The organism is Mucilaginibacter sp. P2_D11, from assembly GCF_056404435.1.
Map to the genome: position 1 here is coordinate 50,141 of NZ_JBFUEA010000020.1, position 22,552 is coordinate 72,692.

The window sequence follows — 22,552 nt, forward strand, 5'->3', positions numbered from 1 at the left end:
TGGATCAAAAATTCACACTCATCGAAAAGCTTAAAGTTTTGGGCAGGCTTTTATTAGCTTATGGACGCGTAATCAACTTGATCCAAATCACGCCAAAATGTGCAAATCGTTGGTAAGTAAGGATGTCGTTTTGCTAAGAATTGTCACTTGGGCTGAAATTGGAAATAGTGGTTATCTTTACCACATGTTAAAACGATTACTACTAGTGGTTGCGGTATTTGTGTTGCTGAACGCTTGTAAAAAGGAATCTGCGGAGAGCAAATTACCCAGTATAAATCCGGTTCAGGGTACGGTCAAGGCTGACTGGGGGGATACGATTACGATTGCTGGAAAGAATCTGCCCGCGAATACCAGGGTCCTTTTTGGAGATAATAATGCAGCTGTGGTTTCCAACAATGGTGAGGAAATACGTTGCGTGGTACCTGTTTCCATTTCAGATAATATTACTACATCAGTTTATCTGAAATACGGTGATCAGACAGTTGAATTGAAGGATTATTTGACACTGAACGCCCCGGTAATCACCTCATTTACGGTTACGCAAGCGATCGGTGATACGGTGGTAATTAAGGGGGAGCATTTCAACAACTTCCGGTTGCTGGTAAAATTTGGGAAAGTTGAGGCTAAGGCATATGCATATTCTAAACGTCAGCTTAAGGTGGTTGTGCCGGATGAGATTGCAAGTGTACATTCTTCCATAAGTGTGACTTCCCAAGTACAGACCGTGGTGTCTTCAAATCCCGAATTTGAGGTTCTGAAACCAGTGATCACGAGTGTTACTCCGGAGGCTTTTATCGGTGAGGAGATCGTGATTAAGGGAAAATACTTTCATCCTTTAGCCCCCTTTGAAGTCACCCTGGATGGGAAACCGGCCGGTGCGCGCGTAACGGACAATGGCACGATGATTTTTAAGCTGCCTTATCAGGCTTACCCACGCCGCGAAACCACAGTGAAGGTTAAGCTGCTTGAATACGAAGTAACTTATCCCGTAAATATTAAAGTCAAGGATAACTGGGTTTTGGTCAACGAAGGCCTTCCATTTTCTGCATATTATTCTACGCCCCTAATGGTAAGTACCAATGTATACCTAGTAGCTCCATTAAAGAATGCGAATGGTGAAGGAGTTTACTTGTGGCGCTTCAACAATGTGGATTTTTCGTGGACGAGGGTTGGCAATATGCTTCCGAATCCGGGTGATTTCCGTGTAGGGACGGACGGCAGTAGAATATATTTGTACAATTCCCTGGCTTCTACTAATTTCTATGAATGTGACCCGTCAAATGGTGTTTGGACTGCCAGAGCCAATTATAACGGTCCCGCGCGCAGGGAATCAGCGATGTTTAGTCTGAGCGGCAAAATTTACCTGGGTGCTGGTTATCATTATATCGGGAACGACCGGAAGGGCTTGGATGACTGGTATGTTTATTCCCCGGGTTCCAATAGCTGGTCGCGGATAGCGGATATGAGGACGGGTTATGAAAATGACTACCCGATGTCTTCCGCATCAACGGTCGTCATCAACAACGAGGCTTATGTACTCTGTGGTGGTTGGTTCTATGATTACAAATATAATCCGGTAAACGATAAGTGGACAGCTTTGGACAATTTGATTGAGCCGCGCAGGCAAACGGGGGTAGTTGCTTATAAAAACAAGATATACACCATCAAAGGTTACCTGGTACAAAATGTCGGTAATCCAAACCGCGACGTTTTCAGCTTTGATCCCGGAGCGAACCATTGGACTTATGAGCCTGTTGATATCAATCCATTTGATGATGAACTGACGATGGCTTTTACTATCGGTGGCAAAATATACGTACTGTCCTATGACGATTCCGACTTCCGCAACAATCTATATGAAGCGATTAGTCTTCCTTAAGGATTATTTGGTTTGCGAAAACTAATAATTATTAAATAACAACTATTTTCTAAAAAGTCCATTAATAAACTGAGGGAATTCTATCCAAAACCCTCATATCACTATTTAAGCGTTTCGACTTTAGTCGCTCTCGCTCCGTATAACCCGGTGGGAACCCCATTGGACTTTTTTCGAACCAATTCATGACATGTTTAAAGAGTTTATCTGATTTTTAGTATATGGTAGAGCTCATTCTGTGGACACTACCGATAGTCCCCAGACTGGAAATAATTCGAACCACCTGAAAGAACAACTGAAGGTTTTAAACAATTTACAAGTAGCTTAAAAAATGGGAGTTCGATTCCTCTATCGGCTAAATTAAACTTGATGCAGTAAATAATTGAATCGGCTTGTCATTAGGCAACCGCTAAATTTGGCGGTTTTGATTACCTTGTGATGGTTCATGATTATGCGTTGCGTCTCGACCCGTTTCGGCAGGATTTGTTTTATCACCGATCGCCATCAAATAATTTCACTTGATAAAAGAATTTTGTTTGTTGGATTACATGTTTTGCTGCAAGTGAAAAGTCAGCGACAGTCGCCACCTTTGATAAGGCATGCAGGGTTTCCTGTTGGTGTTAAACTATATTTCCTGTGTTTTGAAATGATTTAAAAAAAAAGTTAAATTAGGACAAATAAAATGTCTATGCCAAGTCCTTATAAATACTACCTGAAGCACATGCATAAAGCAGCCGGTTACCGCGCAACATGGGACCCTGCAACCATCCTCCATATTGGGGATATAGTAAAATTAGAAAGTGACGGAACGACAACTAAGTACAGCACCCTGGCAGATGTAGGCATTGGTCTTAAAATTAGTTCCAATGAGACCAGGTCGAGTTTAGATTATACCTCGCACGATAAAGTGGATATCACCACTAAAGCGGCAGGCAAGCTCCCTTCCCCGGGCAGCGGGCTGAATAAGGCGGATGCCGGCTTTACGTTTAATTTTAAGAGCGCCGATGGCGTGGTTTTTCAAATCAGAAATTATAAAACCAACCAGATAGACAACCTGGCGGCAATTCAAGCAGAAATACTGGAGAAATATGAGTCTGGCGAATTTGATGAAGACTGGCTGATAGTCAATAAATTAATTGAAGCGGAAACAGCAACAATCATTATTTCCAACAGCAGTAACGCCGCGCTTGACCTCAAGGCAAACGCCAGTGTCGATGCAGCAGGACTTAAACTCACCGATGCCAGCCTCCAGTTCTCGGTTGCACGGGAGCAGGGAAGCACGATGAAGTACATTACGCAAAGTGATATTACCCCGCTTTATCAGGTTATGGGCGTACACCACCCTTTCCTCGGCCTGGGCACACCGGGACTTGCCAAGAAATCAATTACGGATGGCAAAAAGCAACTGGAATTTTCCGTACAGGATGTTATTGATAAGGAAACTATAGAATAGGTCTTTATGCATCCAATAGTTCAGTTACACGCTTGACGAGTGACTTTCTGGTAAATAAATGCGGGCTGAAAAGCCACCTGTTTTCTTCCCCTGTAAACTTTACCGAATGCCTTCCATCCTTTTCGCGAGTGTCTATTGGCATTAAATCTGCTGTTTTGAACCGGACTTGGACAGCGATTTTGTGTTTACGGGTATCCATGTCGTCAAGAATGATATAGCACTGGTCCTGAGCAACGACCAGCCAGGTATGCTGCTCGTTTGTTTCAAAAAGCAAAAGGGCTTTGTATTTTTTAATAACCAGGTTCGAACGTTTCTGATCGGCAGCTACCAGGTTCAAAATCTCCCGCTCCTTATAAAAGGAAAAATTACCATTAGTATAATAAAACCCGTTGGGAAAGCCAGGCTGTTGCTGTAAATCAAGCTCCAGCAACTCGCCGCCACTGGCACAAGCACCAATAGTAAAGGCTTCATAGGCCTGAATGTTAACTGAGGCTTTACCATCTCTGACTTTTGCAAACAATATCTCTGCCTCAAAAGTATCATGCAGGAAGAAAGCGACATCCTTAGAAAACGCCCGTTCCGGCTCACCTGAAATTTCCGCTACGACAGTATATGCATTGGCGCTGCTTGTTTTGGTGACCGTAGCTGACAGTTTTTTCCGGCTATGCGAGGCCTGGCCGCCCCAACGCCCTTTTTGCAGGTCATCGGCCACCTTGACCGGAGCCTGCTGGTAAAGTTGGCCAACCTTTTTGCGAAAATCTTCGTTGATTTCTGGGTAATAGAACCCCGCTGGTTCTCCCTGGGCAGTGTTTAAATCCAGTTCAAGGGTAAAGCCGCCTTCAGTAAGCGCTCCTACGGTAAAGGCTTCATAGGCACGGATATTCAATATCGCTTTTCCATCCTTTACTTTTACAAAACGAATTTTCTTCTCAAATGTATTATGAAGGAAGAAAGCCACCTCCTCTGCTGAGTTTCTCTTGTCCGCAAAGGTTACCGTAAGTTTTACGGCGTAATTGTTTTCTTTGTCCGGTTTCCCTATCAGCGCGGATAAGGCAATGCCATTGTTGATGGCGAGCCCCCCCCAGCGGCCTTTTTGTAAATCATCGGGATAAATTACTGGCCGCTGCTTATCCATTTCGGCGGCTAACTCTCTTAATTCCGGGCGTTTTAACTTTAGCGCCTGACCAATAACTTTGACAATCAGCTCCGCTTTTGCAGGTGCATTAGCCTCATTTACAAGTTCATTAAAAAATGATTCAGGGAAAAAGTCAATATGGTTTCCTGCACTGACATCTTTTAACTCTTCGAACGCCCGTGCGGCATCCCCGCCGGTTGTCATAACCGGAATCACGGGTATATCCCTGTTCAATGCGGCTAGGTAAGTGTCATATGTTCCACCTTCGCCACCAATCATAATAAAAGCTGATACACGTTTGGAGACTTGATTATACCAGTCATTGGTAACCTGTTCTACCGTACCATAATCGTAAATAGGCCGTTGGCCGGTATTGATTATCTGGATCAACCGGTCCTTATCTGAATTTCCATTTGCAGTCAGCGTATCCCTAAAACACCGGGCCACTGCTTCATCTACCCCCGGCCAACCTCCGCATATAAGACCGTAACCAGCAACTGCAAGTGCCCTTCCCAGAGCTTCAGCGATGAAGCGCTGGTCATCCGGAATCTGGTATGTTCCTGTACCTGCGACAAGAATCCATTGATCACGGAAGGGCTGGAAATAAGCCGGACTATTTTTCTGATTAAAAAGACCTAAAGTAATCACTTGATCTATTGCCAAAGGGTCTGCTTTCATCAACAAATAGAACGGTTCGTCAACTGACCCATCAGACGATTTTTCTGAATCCTTGGGGATTGAATAGTCTGCATCAAGGTTATCCAGAATAAAAACTTTCAGGTAGTAGGCTCCGTTTCGAACCTTGGGAATTTTTATCTTATTTGCTAGGTCAATCTGCGCCTCGTAAATCCAGCGTTCGTTAAATTTGAATGGAATTACTGGTACGGAAATATGGCTAAAGTCTTCTTTCAGCAAGATACAGAAGATTGCCCGGGGGTTAATAACGGCAACGTTAAACCTCAGTTTAAGCAAATCCCTGCCGGTTACGTCCAAGTATTGATTGGGCTTAAACGCCTGTTCAGTGATTTGCGAACTGTTTTCATTACGCATTGGCTGCCATTTTTGACCATCGAGGCTAATTACTGGGCTGACAGACATAGGCCTGTTGACATCGGGAAACTGAAAGAACATCAGCCATTGAAGGAAGTCAAATTCCCGGAATGCATCTTGCCATTTGGCCTCTTTTGAAAAATCAGCCAGCAAAATATCTTCACCGGCAAAGTACAGTCCAGGAAAGGGGTTTGTCCTAAACTCGAAACTTGCAGAATTGTCATTTACAAATAAAGTTAAAAGACTGCCGCTGTCATTATCAAGCAGTTTGCTTTCGTTTGTTTTAATCCTAATCACGTGTTGAGCTAGCCGGCTTATCAGTTCGGTCATCGATGTTTTAATTTTCGACGGGCTGATGTGAAAAACGCCCAAAATATCGGCCAACAATGATTTAGTTCTCGGCCCGGCAATTCCGTCCACAATCAGCCGACCGCTACAGCCGAATGACTTCAAGCAGGTTTGAATTTCTTTATTTAGCCGCACCTCATTTTCTTTCGACTGGCTAATCCAAAACCTTAGTGCGTCGTTGATATCCGTAAATTCAGCGCCTGCTTGTCTTAAAATAACTACTAGCCTGGCAAATTGCTTGAAACTCATGATTTCATTTACTTCTTCCGCATGTTGATCATTATTAAGGATTTCTATTGCCGCAAATAGTAGTTCCACAGCGATTCCCCAGCCGTAGTTGACCTGATTGGGAATAGGCACTGTCTGGACATCCCAGAGAACTTTTTTAACTTTTAATGGCATCGCTTTAAATTAATTCAGGCCGGTATCCGTCCTGTGTGAAGTCTATCAAAATCGGAAAATAACTCAATAATATTTTAATAACCGCAAATTGGTCATTCGACAGCATGTCACTAACCAGTTCCTGCTCATCAAAAAATAACTCACGTGTCTGAATGGGGCCGACTGTTGTAAATTGATTCGTTAGTCGTTTAATTTGTAATGAGCCGGTGAGTATATAAATATCAAGATAAACGGGCGTATCCTCAAAAGATTTGGCCCTAGCGCCAATCTGACAAATCGTTATCCGGCCATCTCTAATCGTAAAAGCTTCTTTTCCAAGTGCTAATTGACCACTTGGCTCAAATTGCCGTTCAGATTTGTCACCTATCCAAGAAAATGTCGTATCAACGTCGATTTCTCCAGACCCCGGATTCGGATATCGGAGGTTATAAACATATTCAAAACGGGTGGCTATTTTTAAAAATACAGGTAAGTGCGTGGCGGGGATTCTATCGAATTTAAGTTTGTTGATAGAACCGCTGTCCCTTTCCTTCAGGTTGAAAAGTACTCCTATACTGGCTGGTTCTTGGAAAAGGTTGCTAAGGTGTAACCCCTGAATACTGTCCCTTTCTTTACTGGCGATCGGCAAATAAGTCTTAAAACCAGAAAAATTCGAATAAATATCCGGTTGTATATGATTGACGATGTTACTAAAAGCAGTTTCGAACTTTTCAGCGTAAATTTTAAATGGAGGTAATTCCGGTTGAATCTCGTAGACCGCTTTTTTGTTCAATCTGTCCATACGGCCGGCGAATAATAATTTGCCTGACTTGTCAGAAACCTCCCCAACAGCCATTTTGACTATTTTGGGGCTATTATATTGAAAAACTGTTGTAGTTTTATTTTTAGAGATAGTAATAAAGTCATGAGGAGCAACCTGCCAATTACCTCTCGCCCGATTATAAACGATAAGGTGGCGGTTTGCTTGCTGCGTTTTAGGCCTGCGGGTCAAAAAGATGTAATCGCCTACATCAGGCTTGCAATGGAGCGCAATTCGTATCTCCGGACTTCCTACACTTCCCCCGTCTTCAACGAGCGTCCGTAAAATTTCGACAAGGTCGCTATAGCTGACAGGGACCGTCATATTCACAAAAAAATTGTACAGTACTTTGTAGAATAATTGAGATTGGTCCGCTTTCTGGTTAAAAGACCAAGACAGCTGGATATCATGTCCATTGACAAAAATACTGCCGGGGCTTAACGTCTGATCAATAACAAAAACAATTTGCACAGCCTTCTCCCGCCTTATTTCCGTTAAAAAATCGGTGAATACTTTTTGACCGATTGGTTGCCAGCCAGAGGCTGAACCTGTGGGGGTAAAATAAAGCGTGTCTGAATTTTTCCACTGGTTGTTCCGGAAATAAAACAGTAAAATATCTTCCGAATTTGCGCTGTTGATTATTGTTGCTAACTGCTCCCTAACATTGAACCACGTTGCAGCCTCGCCCTCACATACCTTCGCAGGCGTGATTTCGAGACCGAAATTACCGCTTAGTTTTTCCAGGAATACCTTTAGTCCGGCAATATCATGACCTTTCTTTTCGTCACTGGAATCGACCAAAAGCGGCAAGACGCGCTGTTGTTTCTCCTTTTTTCGTAAAATACGTCGACCTACCTCGTTTAATACAGGTAGCCCTATCCTATCTTCGGCTTGCTCAGGGACGATAAAAGAGTCGTCAATGCTGTAAAAATAGTCTGATATAATATCAGTTGGCTCCTCAAATAACCGGGCCCGGTTTCCGGAACTGTATAGCCGGAGACTACTGAATGAGCTTACTCCTCCCGCGCCCTCTTCATACAAGCCTGCTGTATACTGCGTCCCAAATCGCTCAATAATTCCGTTGAGCCTTAATTGGGCGATTTCGTCTGCATCCGCCCGGCTAAAGGTACTTTTAAGCGTAGCAGCCAGCCGGGAGGTCAGCAGACCTGGAGACAAGTAGGCCATTGCCGCCCATTCGTTCAGTTGGCTTGCATTTCCGACATTTTTCTCATTTGAAAATATTTTATCACCTAAGTATTGCAGCAGGAAATGCGCTAGCTGGCTTAGCCTTTGCGCCCCGAACTCACCGGCCCCCAGGTAGCCAAACCAGTCCTGGTCCTTAAGCAAATAAAGAAAGTAGTTTCTGATATCCGGAATCACCTCAAATTGCCGGTATCCTACCGGCCTTACCAAATCAGAAAATAGGAAATCAGATACGACAACCGGGTCGATTTTTTGCACGGCGCCGTTTAAATTGTAAGTATTAAAATTAAGCCAGGTCAAATTGGCCAGACCGGGCGAAATGACCAAGGGAAAAGCAGCATGGCAGGCATAAACGATATGCCCTAATTTATAAAGCCTGCCGTTCTCTCCACGGCAAAACCGCGCGAAGAAGGCATCCAGCCGCTCTTGCGAATCCGAGCTCAATATAAGTTCAGGCGGGCTTAGCGGCAGCATAAGGATTGGATAATTTAATGATTAATTTACCTTTCAGTGCTGCGATGGCCTGTTCAAGCCCGTTACGGCTGGAATCAAAAATGGGAACCTCATTGTAAAGTTCGCCTACCATGGTTGATTTCCAGCGGTTTTTAGGAGCTGGGTTGACCCAAGACAGGTACCCGCAACGTTTATTAATGAACCGCAAAAAATTACTAGTATCCGCCAATAAGTCCTCGCGGTGCTCCGATCTCAATAGGCCGGAGTCGCTGTATACCAGCACGGCGATATCCTTTTTATTGATGCTAGCAAAAAGCCTGGTAATGCTGCATTGGTTTTCCTGGTCGCTATCGGTTACGGCGTAATCCGCACCGTCAGCAATGCATTCAGGAAGTATATTAAAATAATATGGTGCCAGATTTTGGTGAAAACCGCTTATCCTGGCTGTAGCCGCTAGTTCCCTGCCAAAATCCTCCACGGCCATCATGCTCAGCGAATGGTCAATAAAAATAAACAGCCGCAATTTATTTATTTGTTTTTTTTCAAAAGTTAAATCGGCGAAATAGCCTTTTTTTGCAATGTGGCCAATCGTTTCCTTTATATTGATGCGGTCAGACGGTGTGTCGTTTTCGGCCTTGTATAATCCACGCCAGGCTTGCTGAAGGTGCCGGTTTTTAACAGGAAAAAAGTCAGTACTAAAAAGGAACGGTTTTTCCGTGACAGGCAGGTTAGTGTTTTTCATCCCCGAAAATGCCAGCTCACCAATTTTTTGCCCAGACTGTTCAAATCCGATTAACGTACTCCCAAAACCTTCCGCCATTTGCTGCTGAAAGTGTCGGACTGCCCCAGTGTCATTTGCAAGTTCCGGGGGCGCTTCTTTATCACTCCTTAAAGGGCCAGGCGGGTCACCAGTCGGCGGTTTGTGAATGCCCGTCTGGATTGAATCCCCCGGTTCCGGTGATGGTTTCGCTTCCACCGTATTATTGGAAGTTGCCAGCAGTGCAATGATTTCCGACCGCCTTACCAGGAGAATTTCCCTAAACGCTGCCTGGTGCTGCTTCTCCTTCACAAAAAGCGTTTCCAGTATAAAACCTAAATCATCAAAATGACGGATTTTAAGGTCTGTGTTTTGCAAAACATCCAGTAGTGTTATATAGGCCGGTAATGCTGTACCGGCAAACCTTTCGTCATTCCTGACAACTTTAAAGAAGTCGTATAGGTACATCATATTCATTTACTTTCCGTCACTGGTTGCGAATAATTGTATACTTTCCACATCCTTCAGCAAAGCCTGGGGGAAAACCGGCAGACCCTCGCTCATAAAGTTGCCCAGGTCCTCTCCCGGGGCAAATACGAGAATTAGTTTCACCCAATCTAGCAACTCGCTGGTACTGATATTTTTAACGCCAATCCCCTTCTGTTCAATCCTTTCCCGCCAGCCGCTAAATGCAGCTACAGCCTCTGTAGCATGTTCATATTGTGGGAACTTGGACCGCACGATTTGTTCTAGCTTGATTTCCGAAAAGTCAACGTAGTGAAAAAGGCAGCGGCGTAAGAAAGCTGATGGAAGAGGCTTTTCGTCATTACTAGTTATAATGAATATCGGCCTAACGTCCGGGTTTGCTGTGATCTCAACCTCACCGTTCGCTCCATCAGTAGTTCCGGAGATTTTGAAGGACATGCGATCCATTTCAAACAGTAAGTCGTTTGGAAAGTCGATATCTGCTTTGTCTATTTCGTCAACCAAAATCACAGGAGGCGCAACGGCCTGCTTATCCCATGTTGCTAAAAAGGCCTTGCCCAGCTCCCCCAGCGCGATATAACTCCCACTGGCCGCGAATAGGCCCTTATTTCTGGGCAAAATAATATCGGTCGATTTTCCGCTAGCGCCCAGGTTGGCGTTGCGCAGTCTGTCCAGATGGTCGATAGTGTACAGGCCCTCCTGCGCCTTACTGCCCGACTTGATATTCCATTCAAAATAATGTTCCCTGAATCCAGTACCGTGTAATTCCGCAGCAACAGCTTCGGCAAGCCTGCTTTTACCACAGCCGGGCTCGCCTTTTAGCAGGAGCGGTCTTTTCAGGGCTTGCGCCAGTTGAACCGCCTTTACAAGCTTTTCCGATGGCAGGTAAGGGTCGATGCCTAATTCTTCCACCGATTTTAAATCGCTGAGTGTGTTTCCCTTGTAATATCTAGTCATGTCTAAACGCTTTATTTAATTAAAAAGCCCCTGTAGGATTTCGCTGCATGAGGTGGCATCACAAATTTTTCGGATAGTAGCCCCGGGCGCTCCATTGGTTATGGCATGGATTTCAGCAAGTCTGGTACCCAGCACACTGTCAAAAATCTCATCGAAATCATTGAATTTCGCCTCTCCCTGATTCTCGCGCATATCGTAATACCATTGGTTAAGTGCCTCTAGTTCCAGGTTCTCTACAGCAGGCATATAAACAGTCTTTAGGCCGAGAATATTTGCGCCTTCGTACAATTTGTGGTAATTGACATTTTCCTGGTCAACCACGAATAGAAAAATTTGGTGATAGCTGGCAGTCTGCTCATTATTGATGGACGCAATAAATGCGATGATTTGGTTAAGTGTTCTAACTTTGTCCTTTGGCCTAAGTTGCGGGGGGGTGCCAGGATTGTTGTAAAACCGGAATTCAAAGACTAGGCTCTGGTTTTGAAGCAAATTCAGGATTTTGCTGATCAACGCAGCCTCGCTGCTTAAATTGGTGTCGAGCGCTTTATTGAAAAGCATCAATACAATCTTGTCCCCATAATCCGAAATCCCCTGGTCGGAAAAGGTAAACTTGTTCTTAAAGGTTTTAGGGAAATAGGCTGATTTCGTGGCTTTGTTGGCAAGTAACAACAGGCCGGCATCAGGTTTGTCAGAAAAGATAGTGACCTGCTTTCGGCATTCCTCTTTATAAGTCGCGAATTTCGCTTTTTGAGCCGAATAATTGAGCAGAAATAACGAACGGGTCAATATTCCCTTACGTGCGCCGAAATCCACTACTTCGCCCTTGGGAAATAAGCTGAACATACCGGAATTAGGCGCTGCCCCAAATTTCAACCGGCCGATCATTGGTTTTTGACTTTGCTCTTTTGCAAACCGCTTATCGAGTTCCTCCCATAGGTAGGTTACGTGCAGTCTGTCTTTCTCATGATCTGTTAAAATTGCTAGCAATTGCTTGGTAAACAAACTGTTTTCGCCTTTGCGACCGGCTTTGGATTTTTCATTGCTCCGGCTGGATACAATTGCCCAAAAGGATAATTCATCCCCGTCGACCAGTACTGCCTCGCCCGGGTTCTCTGGCCTAAATTCGTCGAAAATTGCACCGGAATTACAGGAATCGGATATCAATAGTTTATGCCTGGTATTCAACCGTTTTAAGTAATAGGTGAGAGTGTCGTAAGCGAAAACTTCATTCTCTGCGCCTTGTTTACAACCGTGCGGGATCCAGCAGCCTGACTGGATACCATAACTAAGATTGAGTATGTGCCCGTGCCCGGAAAAATATAATACTAAGTTGTTCGCAGGCGTGTTCAGGTCCGTATCCAAAAAACCTTGTAAGGTGTCCTTTATGCCCTGCAATGTTGCAGTTTCGTCCCTTAAGGCGGCATAAGGTATGAAGCCCTCAAATTTATTTACCAGTGTATCAGCAAATCGGTCGCAATCCAACCTGCAGTTCCCATGAATAAAATCCCTGAAAACATCGCTTTGGTAGTGGTCAATACCGATGGTGATAAGGTAATTCGCCATTATTATAATTTAGCAGCTGTTAAAATAGTAAAAGTTTACATTTAATTAACAAACCCATTTATATTCGGTGAAATATTTTGTTATTTAACGTTTAGTGCAGGTAGTTCCGGACGTCGGCAGCGTGAATTACCGCCTCTCCAACATTTTGATTGCACTTTCTATATCGTACAATTAAGGTACCCATCGAAGAGCTTTTGAAAATATCTTGTCAGTTTAATGTTACAGCAAAACGGAATTGACGCCGGAAATAAAGTAAAAGGTTACTTGGAAAAGAAAGGTTAAACATATTCCACCCACTCTAACCGGAATTTATACCCCATCTCCGTTACTTTCCGATAAGTATCGTATAACACGATCTTGGAAAAAAACGGCAGGTTAAAGGCGGGGCCCTTTCTTAGTATCTTAAATACGATAGTTGTCCTGTCAGGGTTGACCGAAGCTAAAGGAAAAAGGCGTTTTATAGTAGCGTCGCGGATCTTATTTCTAAAATCAGCCCTGAAACTTTTATCAGTTAAAAGCAGCCGGCCAGAGACGGTTCCCTGGTTAAAAAGGTGGCTTAGCTTTGCTGAGCTTGCGCCATCTTTCACGTGTATGATTTCGGTATTATCATTTACTACATCTGCGAATTCGATGGCATTGGAAGTGCCTCGTTGATTATGAAGTCTGCGGTCAAAAAGTTCACTACCGGCTGGCAGTGGCTGCGCCAAATAATCAGTTTCATTTTTCTCGATTGTTTGCTCGCCGGATACGAATTCGCTTGGTTTTGTCAACAAATCCCTAAAAAAACGGCTAACTGTATCGTAATAGTCATCATTCAGTTTGAACCAGGTCCCACTTGTCAATATATAGATTATGTTCTGGTAGCTAGCTTCCGTTGTTAAGCACCTGATCAACGGGAAACTTTTGAATATCTTACCATGGCCATCATGGAGGTTGATTTGGATAGTGTCAATATTAGTCAATGTCTGGTGCCCGGATGATTGACATTCCGCAACAAAGTCGTTGATGTCTACCCAATCAAATTCTACATCGGACCCTATACCACCAAAGGTAATGTGGTCAATGTTTTCGATTTCTACGATGCCTGGAAACGACAGAAGGAATTCAGAGGCTACATTATGGGCGATCAGTGCCTCTAAATTGTCTTTGACCATTTGGTCTAGTGCGGCGATTATTGCAGGGTCCTTTACTGGTGAGATAAAATCGATCCATTCAAAATTAGCCTGGTACGTTGTTAACCCGTATTGTCTGAGGATTTCGTCGCTTTTTCTGGTAATTGACGAGCCGGTCATATCTACATTCAGTGTTAGCGTCCCTCCGCCCGTCAAACTTTTGGCAAAGGATTGATTGACTGCTTTGCCAGAAATCTGGCTGACTAAATCTTGAAGGATATCAACTTCAAATTCCCCAATACTAGCTTGGGTTGCAACTTGCACCCGTTTATTTTTTGCCTTTTGACTGATGGTATGGGAGTCGAGACTTTTAATACCGTTCGGGCTGATGGAGTTGAGTACGACTTTCAAACCGAAATCCCATTCAGTAACCCCGTCATTTACACTTAGGAAGCCATAGCCAAAAATATATACAAGATACCGGTTACCATTGGGTATAAACAAAACCGCTGCCGCTCCTTGGTTAATGAGCCCTGGCAAGATTTGACCAGCTCCGTTTTCAATAAAACCTTTCCATATTGGCTCACTTTCATAGGCCTGGCCATAGTAAAGTTCAGAGCCTGCAATACCGTCCCAATTCGGTATAGGGCCATCTAGGTTTTGCCCGCGTTTTAATAGTTCAGGAATGGTGCGGTTAGGCTTGCCAAGTTTTACGGATAGTTTCATTGGTTAAGGTTTAATGGCTTACAAAAGTAAAGTTATGCATTTTTTTAATATTGAATTTTAAAAGGTGTGCTGGCAGGTCCGCAAAACCTCCAACTAATCCCGTGTTTTATATCACTTGGAAAGCCTGTTTAATAAAAAATCGTGGAAGCGGTAGGTAGTGTTCTCCCGCTGCCGGTCTAAGAGTCTTGCTGCTCGATTGTTTTGGCTTCTGTTACTTCATCATAGCTGGCGTACAGTAATTATATTGATTCTCAGACGGCTTGAAATAATTTCTTAAAACCTCCATACCATTTTTTGACACTAGGTATTCAAACCAGGCTATGCTGATTCGGTCAAGCTGCGGCCGGAGAGTCTGCTGATTGGTGAGGACGGCGGGTCTTGGATACGAACACATCGTATTAAGAACAATAGCCGAGTAGGGGTGCCCCTGCTGCACCCGGCGCAGCGGGCTGATTGATTTTTATAAATACCATCCCCGAACCTCCGACTGGCTCTTCCTGCTGCCGCTGATGAGTAATCAAAAGGCTAACCAGTAATTAATAGAGATCATGAAGCAGCTGAAGTGACTAAACTGCTAGCCTAGCATATCGTCAGGCATACTTTTACCACCACGGTAAATCTGACTAACGGGGTGCGCTTCAAAACGGTAGGTCAGATTTGGGACACAAGATATCGGCACAACGTAGCACTGTGCGCGGGTGAGGGATACCAATATCAGGACGGATGTGCGGCCGCTGAAGATCAAATACCAGGGGCAGCAGATGACGCTACGGTAAGAGATTGCCCGATCATTCAAAAAGGTAGTTGAGCAGTTTTTGCTTTTCCGTTTGCTGGCGTCTGATACAATCTTCCCGGGTCCAGTCAGCATAGTTTTTCAAGATCAAATGCACCGAGGCATATTTACTGCTTTGGTAAGCTGCTTTTTTTAGGACATACTTGCGGTTACCGATACCCCGGTTGATTTTTTGCTCCAGCGCGACCAGGTTGCCAATGGTATCGATCTCGTTTTCCCAGGCTTTGGCGATTGCCGGTCGATTGAGAAGGTCCGAATCTTTAGCGGACTGGATATGCTCTACATCAAAGCTGTCACCGAACAGCTTATCGTGGATCGCTTTCTGTAATTCATGGTCTTTGGACAGATACTGCTCGTCCAGCATAGCCGACAGGCGGCAGATTAGCGCCTTGGTCCGGTAGTTGGCTGTGATGCCGCCTTCCAGCAATTGGCCAATTGCCCACTTGACATTGCGACCGTATTGATCATTGTCAAATAATTTCTGGCGGATGAACGTGAGGGCCTTTTCATAGTCCTGTTCCATCAGCACATCGATACAGTTATAGGTCCAGGTCAGCAGGTAATAGACCCGGCGCTGAAATATCACGCTGTAGCACCAGTATAGTTTAGTCAGCAACTTAAGGAAAGGGAATAGTTTTTCGCCGGCTTGCGGATCATCGCGGTAACGGTAAAGGAAAATGTGTTTCATTAGGTCGAAACGCCCGTAACGCGAGTTCCAGACAAAATTGACCAAGCATTCATCTTCAGCGGTCGGGTAATCCAGGTCTTCCCAACGGATCATGGCAGCGATGATATCATGGATCTCCGCGGAGGAAAGTGCAGGTTCGCCCATGCGTTTAAAATGCTCGGGCTGCCCGTTCCGGCTGACGGCATCGAATAGGTTCTCAAAAAAAGCATCCGTTCCCATATCAAAAAGCACATTGGGTAGGTGCAGCCGCTGGATTAGCACGTATTTATAGACGCTGAGCGCCCGAGCCATGGATAAGGCTTGCCATTTATAGGCTTTATTGGTTTCCTCGATCATGGTATACAAAGCGCTTACCTCCAAAAATATATCATTCTCTTTTCTGCCCGGCTGCCGGTCCTTCAGGTATTCAAAAAAACGGAGCTTAAAAATATCTTCACCGTTGAGGTCAAGACCGGTCGTATTAATTGCTTTAAAGATCTGGAGTGTTTTGGTCAGCGTGGCTTGCGTTTCGATGATTACGAAATACACATTTGTCAGAAGGTGTTGTATAAAGTCGGCCGGGCGGAACACGCTCACATGGTCCTCAAAAGGAGCGGTTTGTTCGGTGATGAAAGCTGCTGCCAAACCGGCATTCATCTTGAAACGGTTGACCTTTTCCCCGGTAAGGCCATCAATCGAAGTGCACCTTAAAAATTCATCCAGCTGGTCTTGCTGCGCCCCGTTGCTTACCGAGGTCTGGAGCCAGTCTGTCGGCAAAGGCCGAAGTTCGTCCGGGTCGGGATACAGCAACTGGAATACCCGGATCAGCACCAGGAAAGTGGTGAGGCGCTGCTGCCCGTCGATTACATCATAATATTTAGCCCATTGTTCATTAGCCTTGGGTTCGGTCAATTGCATTGTGCCGATGAACAGTGATTCTGAGGTGTCGCTCCGACCGATTCCCCAGAAGGAACTGAAAAGGTCTTTGACAAATTTTTCAATCTCGGGCTGGCCCCAGGAATAAGGGCGCTGAAAAATCGGGATGTGAAAATTCGTGTCAGATTTGAGCAGGTAACCTTCGTCGCCAGCCGGGCCCTTACCCAAGCACACCGTCCTGGCCTGGATCTGAAAAGTTTTATTCATTTGCGGGAAGGTTTAAGTAAATTGTCGCTTTGCTAATTATGTAAATGCATAGTAAGGGCTGTGCGTAAATTAATAAGAAAATCCATGCCTACAACTGATAATGAAAAAGAAAACCCGCATGAAACAACAGTCTCTAAAGCGCTGTGGTTGACGGCCAGCTATCTTCCGAAACTGGCCGGCTAATGGGGAGGACTAGAGCTGAATGACGCAAAATCAGCTTTTCGACACGAAACACCTGCAAGACAAGGGTGCTTTACAGCGCAACTAGGTGGGTCTTTATGATATCGGGATGACGATGTATTACCTGCTGACCAGCGTATTTGTCTACGACGAGAACGAGATGCAGGCTTTAAATGCTGAAACATGTCGATTAGCTCATGGGGTCCTGATGCACTATCACCCAGACTCTAAGACGAATTTGAAGGCAAGTCGGCAATCTGACTAGTTTAAATACCTTAATCCTTTTGGCATGCTGTCTTACTTATACTATTAGCATTATTACCTGCACCACCAGATGGTCTCGGACACCGGGAATTTCGCATGGGTCGTGCAACGCAGAGCCGCCATGATTTATTTAGTATGAGTGCCCTAGCGGCGCTGCATTATTTTTTGTCGGGCTATTGGGGCGAATGCCTCCGGAACTTTGAGTCTCTTTGAGGCTTTTGTATTTTTTCATCCAAAAAATCAAATCACTCTGATTGTCAAAAGGCTAATATCAGAGTAACTCTTTAGTAAAAAATGAAACCTCGCCCGTAATGGAAGCTTTTCCAACCGCTTTTTGGGCGATTGAGATAGTGAGCCACAGCCTAAAAAGGAATAAAATCCATGCTACATGAAATTAAAATTCGATACGTTTTGCCTCGATAAAGGGTTTGTGAGCATAGTGATTAATTTATCCAAGCGATAAATGTTCGGTTGAAAGTGATGATAATAAATAGTTATCTGTTGTTGGTTAACATTCTAGACATTGTCAGGATCGGAATAGCATCTCAATTTAACGACGATAATAAAACCTTGACTTTCTTAAATAATAGTGGGTTGTAAATAATGTACCACCTTTAAATTATTTGCTAACGATCATAGCATTAAATGATCGTGGTTGCAATCAGGCTTCTGCTTTTTACAAGCTTGGATAGTCCTAGGACAAGGGTCATCCCGGAAACAAATGACACGATGATCTTACTCTTTTCTTTAACAACGGCTAGGTCATGAGCTTCTTCATTTCGGATGTTTTTCATAAGCCCCAGAATATGGTAATCATCTAAAGAAATGTCCTTTTGCAATTTGGCATATTCAATGTAATCGGCAAATACCGATTTATTTTTTCCCTTAGTTTTCAGCCAGTTTTTGAACTGGTTGTCTGTTGTATAAAGTTGTCCGAAAAGGTTTTCCAGTATTTTGGCCAATTTTAGGATCGCGCCTGATTCCTGCTGAATCTCTATTAATGCCGCAATCTGACCAAGTTCGCTTGCCACTTGTACATCAATGTCATGGTTATTTTGGATAAGGTCTTTTAATTGGGTTTTTATTTTCTCATTTAGGCTTTGGTTTTCATCAATATTCTTTTTGAGTGCAGTAATCTCTTGTTTCTTATCCTCTCGGTCAAGTAGCAGCCACAATATGATGATGCCAAAGACAAAGTAAAAAGCGTTTTCTATTTTTTTCACAGACATGATTTAAGGTTTAATACTATATGAATTTATTATATTTCGATTAACTTCCAACCACCACAATTGTGGGCTTAAAACATCAACTTTACAAAGAAAAAAAACATTTACGCAGCCTATTTGCGCACTTCCCAAAATGCCTAAATCTTGGTTACTTTTTTTTAACCCTATCATATTGGCTAAGGCTTATAACCCTAAAAACATCTTTATCTGCATCATAAAAGGCTAATCGCCGATCAACCAATCGTTCCCAAACCTTTGTTCCTGCCGGCCATCTACTTTCACGTTTGAAAACAGGAAACTTATTAGAACTTGAAATCACGGCTCTATCAGGAAACAAGTTAGCTGTTTCTAAAATCAAAGCTTCCGGTACACCTTTCCCCCTGTACAATGGGTTCTGAGGTAGGAACATATCTGTGACCTTTACCTCACTGATGCCTATAAACGTCACCTTAAAATCAAACCAATCTGTCTCAGACGAGCAGGCAAAAACGGTTTTAAAACACAACCTATTGATTTGGTCAATTGCGTCTGGCTGATTTTCTATTACATATTCTAACTCATAATCCAGCCCATCTTTGCCAGTACTTTTAAAATAGCCTTTGTTGTTTAGCATACGTTATTAAGCAATAGACACCATAAATTCTCTGCTTCGCGCTACACAGATATTGTTTTTAACAATAAAGCATTCGATCCAATGGTCACCTCGAAATGACGAATACTCTCTTTGATTAAGTCCACCGACGCCCAATGTTTTTGACGGATATATTCCTCCCCTTAAACCGCCTGACTGACTTGCTTCCTGACCAGTATTTACCACCTGCCAATAAACATCGAATGGACGCGGCACATTAGTGTTAGCCACGAAATATATATAACAATCTTTCGGTATCACTGTATTGGTTAAAATACTATGGTATTTTTTCCCTTGCTTAAAGCTGCCTTGAACTTCCGCGTTATATATTAAGTTTTCGGGCCATTTGACTTTTTCACGATGGGGAACTGTCAATAGTGAACGATCAAAGTTTTTTAAAATAACACTCTCCGAAAAAAGACGACTCACCCCTGTAGACCGTACCGTTTCATTGATCACGGTAGTACCGATGACTGCTTTAAGTACACGTGCGATCTCAGCCAAATTACCGCTTTTCAAAATTGAAAAATCTTCTTTCGCTTTAGCCAGCCAGGCATAAAAATTGTCTTCCTTGGCGGGTTCATCGGGCCATTTATCGGCAAAATTCTCGACGTCATTAACCGGGTTGCCAATCCATTTGATGGTTTGGCCATGCTGCGGGCTAGGGCGCTGTTCAATAAACGATTCCACCCTGTCAAGAATGTTCAATAACGCAGTAATGATATTTGCCTCCTTTTGATAGGCTTTTGCGGCAAGCGTGGTAATGATTACGGATATTGGTTTATCCTCGTCACCCCCATACATCATATCGCGATGGCGCTTTAAAATTTGCACTATCCGTTTTAAAGGTTCTTTTTTTGCAACATGTTCGGGCAAGGATTCTACCGATTCCCTTAGTGACATCATTTTGGTTTCAGACAGTGCAGCACGATCATTGAACCAACCGGCATAACCGAAAGGATTACTTTTAGGCCAAAATTCTGGACTTACCTCTGTTCTGTGATTTGGTAAACGCCTATCGGTAATTTTAATGGACAGTTGGTCAACTTGTCTGCTTTCTAACGCAGAAAACGAGCGTTCCATCAGCAAATAGTGGTCTTGCCCCACAATTGCAGGTAAGATATCCATGTGGAACTTCGTCGATTCCGCGTAAAGCAATGTCCAGCAGCGATTGCCCTCCTCATCCAACATTCGTTTATACACCTCACTCGCTTTCAACTCATCACCTATCGCATGTTTTAAATGATATTGCGTCCACGAAGCCTGCTTGCCGGTTAACCGGCAAACGAGATCTATATCAAGTTCATCATCCTGCATGATAGGTTTGATCATCGTACCCAATAAAAATGAACCCTGTGGTTTGATCTCGGGTTTGTAGATCTTAAGGCTTGAATTGTCAGAAGCGAGATAATTGGCTACTGCCGTATACCTTTCTTCTACCGCTTTGTATTGCGCCGGCGTGAGATCAAGTGCTTCGCCAATTTGATTTAGCCATAAATTGATCTCGTTTTGATTTCGAATATCGGGTGTTGTGCGGAACATGATTATCGGTTTAATTGGAATAAGGCTTTGAGTTGCTTTAATATCTTCTCGCCATCGCGTTCCCTGTAACCCCTAACGAGTTCGTTGAGTTGAAAACCTCCGGCGTTAGACGCCCTTAGTATTTTACCATCTAACTGGAAGTAACCAATCTCTAATTCTTCTGCTTTGTAACCGGTTAACCGGAATATTGTACGTTGAGCTTGCGCCCTAATATCTAAGCCCCTTATCTCGATAATTGGTTTATTGGCTAAGATATTCACCACATCCTGCAATGAAGAACAGGACCTGTCTTCTATTTGAATGTAATTCCAATACCAGATCAGGTAACGGTTAACTCGTCTAACCTGCATTTCATCGGTATTGGGGTCAAGGTCGTCAAATGCCCACATCGTTTTGGTCGCCACGTCTATCAACTGACGGAAAAAGGCCTTTTCGTTTTTCGTTTCCTGATTGTAGTGTGATTGCGAGTAGGCAAATTCGTGTAACATGGCCCAAACATCCGCTACATAATCCGCTTCTTCCAAGACACGAGGGAAACGACCTATATTGTTTGCTGTAGCATTCGTTAGGTTTTGATGAATATGTAGCCCTTCATGGAAAATAAATAGTCGCAATGCTCTTAGTATTTTTGCCTTATCACGTTCAAGCCTGTTCATAATATTGAAAATAAAGCGGTCATTGATCTGCCACTCATCATCTTCATTAATATGAAAACCATCATCTGCCTTATCAGTATTTAACGATAATGTAGAAGTTTTGATAATTGTTTGAGCAAGATCTGGCATCGCTTTCCAATAGCCTTTTTCCATTTCGCTGTAATCACCACCAGGCAACAACTGTCTTACCCAACTGAATTTTTCAGTTTGGCGTTCTTTCTCCTGAGCTTTGTTTTGCGCGAACGGCGCAATTTTGTTTTCCATTTCTGCCTTAAACTCTGCTTTGATTTCGTTGATCAGCTTGATATCTTCTTCGGTCATGTTGGCCTCGGTTTCCGGCGTTTCCTGTAGTATTAGCACCTGTTCATTTTTAGGTGTTTTGTTCGCATCAAACTGATAGGTAACAATAGGTTTTGATAGGAGCGGGTTAATTTTGGTGCCCATTAAAAAAGCAAGCCCTACCGGCACGGTAGGAAACAGGTGGATTTTATCTGTATCTGGTAAATAGTTAGCTATAGAGTCCAGGCCAAGTGAAAATTGGTGAGCGAAAGCCTTCAATTGATCCTGACTTCTAAAAACATCTTTACCCGGCTGTTCTAAAGTCAAGCCAATTATTTTACTGGCCCCGTCAACCACTTCCTGCATGTCCGCATCCTGCATAAGGTAGGTAGCCTCAACCTTGTAAATAACATCAATTGGTGCATTAAACGTTTCGGACACGAAGTTGGTAGATGCCGGCAATACGGGCCTCTCGTCATCATTTCGCCAATCCCAGGTCATCTGTTCCCTATGGAACAGGTAGACCTCAACATCCTTCCATGACCCGAAACAATAACCCAAGTGCAAGGCAAGTGGTATAGTAGCCTTACCAAAATACAATACCTTGTGGTCGGGGTTTGCAGTGATGTATGGTTTTATTTCATTATCAACGAGGTTCTTTTGATAGATCCGAAATTCAACATTATCCAACAGATGAACTTTGTCCATGCTGATGATATCCCTTTTGATATCGAATATTCTATATACTGGAACCCCAGCATCTTTGGGTAAAAACGCTAATACTTCCTCATCTGTAATTTCACCAAAAACCTGGTGCTTCAATATGATATATCCTTTTGCCATGTTGTTTT

13 protein-coding genes are annotated in these 22,552 nt (G+C 43.6%); 2 read left to right on the forward strand and 11 right to left on the reverse strand.

Annotated features, from left to right (window positions below; all coding sequences use genetic code 11):
* Window positions 1-184: 184 nt before the first annotated feature.
* Both AC1DXC_RS24140 and AC1DXC_RS24145 read left to right on the forward strand, forming a co-directional pair.
* Entirely contained in the window at window positions 185-1,879 is a 1,695-nt protein-coding gene (locus tag AC1DXC_RS24140) for an IPT/TIG domain-containing protein (RefSeq protein ID WP_477461740.1), read from the forward strand.
* Between the two features lie 679 nt (window positions 1,880-2,558).
* On the forward strand, window positions 2,559-3,329 hold the full coding sequence (locus AC1DXC_RS24145) for a hypothetical protein (protein ID WP_477461741.1): 771 nt from the start codon (window positions 2,559-2,561) through the stop codon (window positions 3,327-3,329).
* Between the two features lie 4 nt (window positions 3,330-3,333).
* Here AC1DXC_RS24145 and AC1DXC_RS24150 read toward each other — a convergent pair whose 3' ends face one another.
* The 11 genes from AC1DXC_RS24150 to AC1DXC_RS24200 form a co-directional block, all read right to left on the reverse strand.
* A complete protein-coding gene (locus tag AC1DXC_RS24150; protein ID WP_477461742.1) occupies window positions 3,334-6,264 on the reverse strand; it encodes a pYEATS domain-containing protein in 2,931 nt (976 codons plus the stop codon).
* A 4-nt stretch (window positions 6,265-6,268) separates the two neighbouring features.
* Complete coding sequence (locus AC1DXC_RS24155) at window positions 6,269-8,740, reverse strand: hypothetical protein (RefSeq protein ID WP_477461743.1); 2,472 nt, start codon at window positions 8,738-8,740, stop codon at window positions 6,269-6,271.
* On the reverse strand, window positions 8,718-9,947 hold the full coding sequence (locus tag AC1DXC_RS24160; RefSeq protein ID WP_477461744.1) for a hypothetical protein: 1,230 nt from the start codon (window positions 9,945-9,947) through the stop codon (window positions 8,718-8,720). Before AC1DXC_RS24160 ends, AC1DXC_RS24155 begins: the two co-directional genes overlap by 23 nt.
* 6 nt (window positions 9,948-9,953) lie before the next feature.
* On the reverse strand, window positions 9,954-10,919 hold the full coding sequence (locus tag AC1DXC_RS24165; RefSeq protein WP_477461745.1) for an AAA family ATPase: 966 nt from the start codon (window positions 10,917-10,919) through the stop codon (window positions 9,954-9,956).
* Between the two features lie 15 nt (window positions 10,920-10,934).
* Window positions 10,935-12,482 carry a caspase family protein gene (locus tag AC1DXC_RS24170; RefSeq protein WP_477461746.1) on the reverse strand — a complete coding sequence of 516 codons (1,548 nt, stop codon included), beginning with the start codon at window positions 12,480-12,482 and terminating at the stop codon, window positions 10,935-10,937.
* Between the two features lie 278 nt (window positions 12,483-12,760).
* Window positions 12,761-14,320 carry a DUF6119 family protein gene (locus AC1DXC_RS24175; protein ID WP_477461747.1) on the reverse strand — a complete coding sequence of 520 codons (1,560 nt, stop codon included), beginning with the start codon at window positions 14,318-14,320 and terminating at the stop codon, window positions 12,761-12,763.
* Between the two features lie 788 nt (window positions 14,321-15,108).
* Window positions 15,109-16,923, reverse strand: coding sequence for a DUF262 domain-containing protein (locus AC1DXC_RS24180; protein ID WP_477461748.1), 1,815 nt, complete (start codon window positions 16,921-16,923; stop codon window positions 15,109-15,111).
* Between the two features lie 1,085 nt (window positions 16,924-18,008).
* Window positions 18,009-18,590, reverse strand: coding sequence for a hypothetical protein (locus AC1DXC_RS24185; protein ID WP_477461749.1), 582 nt, complete (start codon window positions 18,588-18,590; stop codon window positions 18,009-18,011).
* A gap of 151 nt (window positions 18,591-18,741) precedes the next feature.
* Complete coding sequence (locus tag AC1DXC_RS24190; protein WP_477461750.1) at window positions 18,742-19,206, reverse strand: hypothetical protein; 465 nt, start codon at window positions 19,204-19,206, stop codon at window positions 18,742-18,744.
* Between the two features lie 6 nt (window positions 19,207-19,212).
* A complete protein-coding gene (locus AC1DXC_RS24195) occupies window positions 19,213-20,766 on the reverse strand; it encodes a nucleotide-binding domain-containing protein (protein ID WP_477461751.1) in 1,554 nt (517 codons plus the stop codon).
* Window positions 20,767-20,768: 2 nt separating this feature from the next.
* The gene (locus tag AC1DXC_RS24200) at window positions 20,769-22,544 is read right to left on the reverse strand and encodes an SAVED domain-containing protein (RefSeq protein WP_477461752.1); all 1,776 of its coding nucleotides are present in this window, start codon (window positions 22,542-22,544) and stop codon (window positions 20,769-20,771) included.
* Window positions 22,545-22,552 lie beyond the last annotated feature (8 nt).

Excerpts from the sequence above, each read along its gene's own strand:
- AC1DXC_RS24140 (WP_477461740.1), top strand. The coding sequence starts at position 185 with ATGTTAAAACGATTACTACTAGTGGTTGCGGTATTTGTGTTGCTGAAC.
- AC1DXC_RS24145 (WP_477461741.1), top strand. The coding sequence starts at position 2,559 with ATGTCTATGCCAAGTCCTTATAAATACTACCTGAAGCACATGCATAAA.
- AC1DXC_RS24150 (WP_477461742.1), bottom strand. The coding sequence starts at position 6,264 with ATGCCATTAAAAGTTAAAAAAGTTCTCTGGGATGTCCAGACAGTGCCT.
- AC1DXC_RS24155 (WP_477461743.1), bottom strand. The coding sequence starts at position 8,740 with ATGCTGCCGCTAAGCCCGCCTGAACTTATATTGAGCTCGGATTCGCAA.
- AC1DXC_RS24160 (WP_477461744.1), bottom strand. The coding sequence starts at position 9,947 with ATGATGTACCTATACGACTTCTTTAAAGTTGTCAGGAATGACGAAAGG.
- AC1DXC_RS24165 (WP_477461745.1), bottom strand. The coding sequence starts at position 10,919 with ATGACTAGATATTACAAGGGAAACACACTCAGCGATTTAAAATCGGTG.
- AC1DXC_RS24170 (WP_477461746.1), bottom strand. The coding sequence starts at position 12,482 with ATGGCGAATTACCTTATCACCATCGGTATTGACCACTACCAAAGCGAT.
- AC1DXC_RS24175 (WP_477461747.1), bottom strand. The coding sequence starts at position 14,320 with ATGAAACTATCCGTAAAACTTGGCAAGCCTAACCGCACCATTCCTGAA.
- AC1DXC_RS24180 (WP_477461748.1), bottom strand. The coding sequence starts at position 16,923 with ATGAATAAAACTTTTCAGATCCAGGCCAGGACGGTGTGCTTGGGTAAG.
- AC1DXC_RS24190 (WP_477461750.1), bottom strand. The coding sequence starts at position 19,206 with ATGCTAAACAACAAAGGCTATTTTAAAAGTACTGGCAAAGATGGGCTG.
- AC1DXC_RS24195 (WP_477461751.1), bottom strand. The coding sequence starts at position 20,766 with ATGTTCCGCACAACACCCGATATTCGAAATCAAAACGAGATCAATTTA.
- AC1DXC_RS24200 (WP_477461752.1), bottom strand. The coding sequence starts at position 22,544 with ATGGCAAAAGGATATATCATATTGAAGCACCAGGTTTTTGGTGAAATT.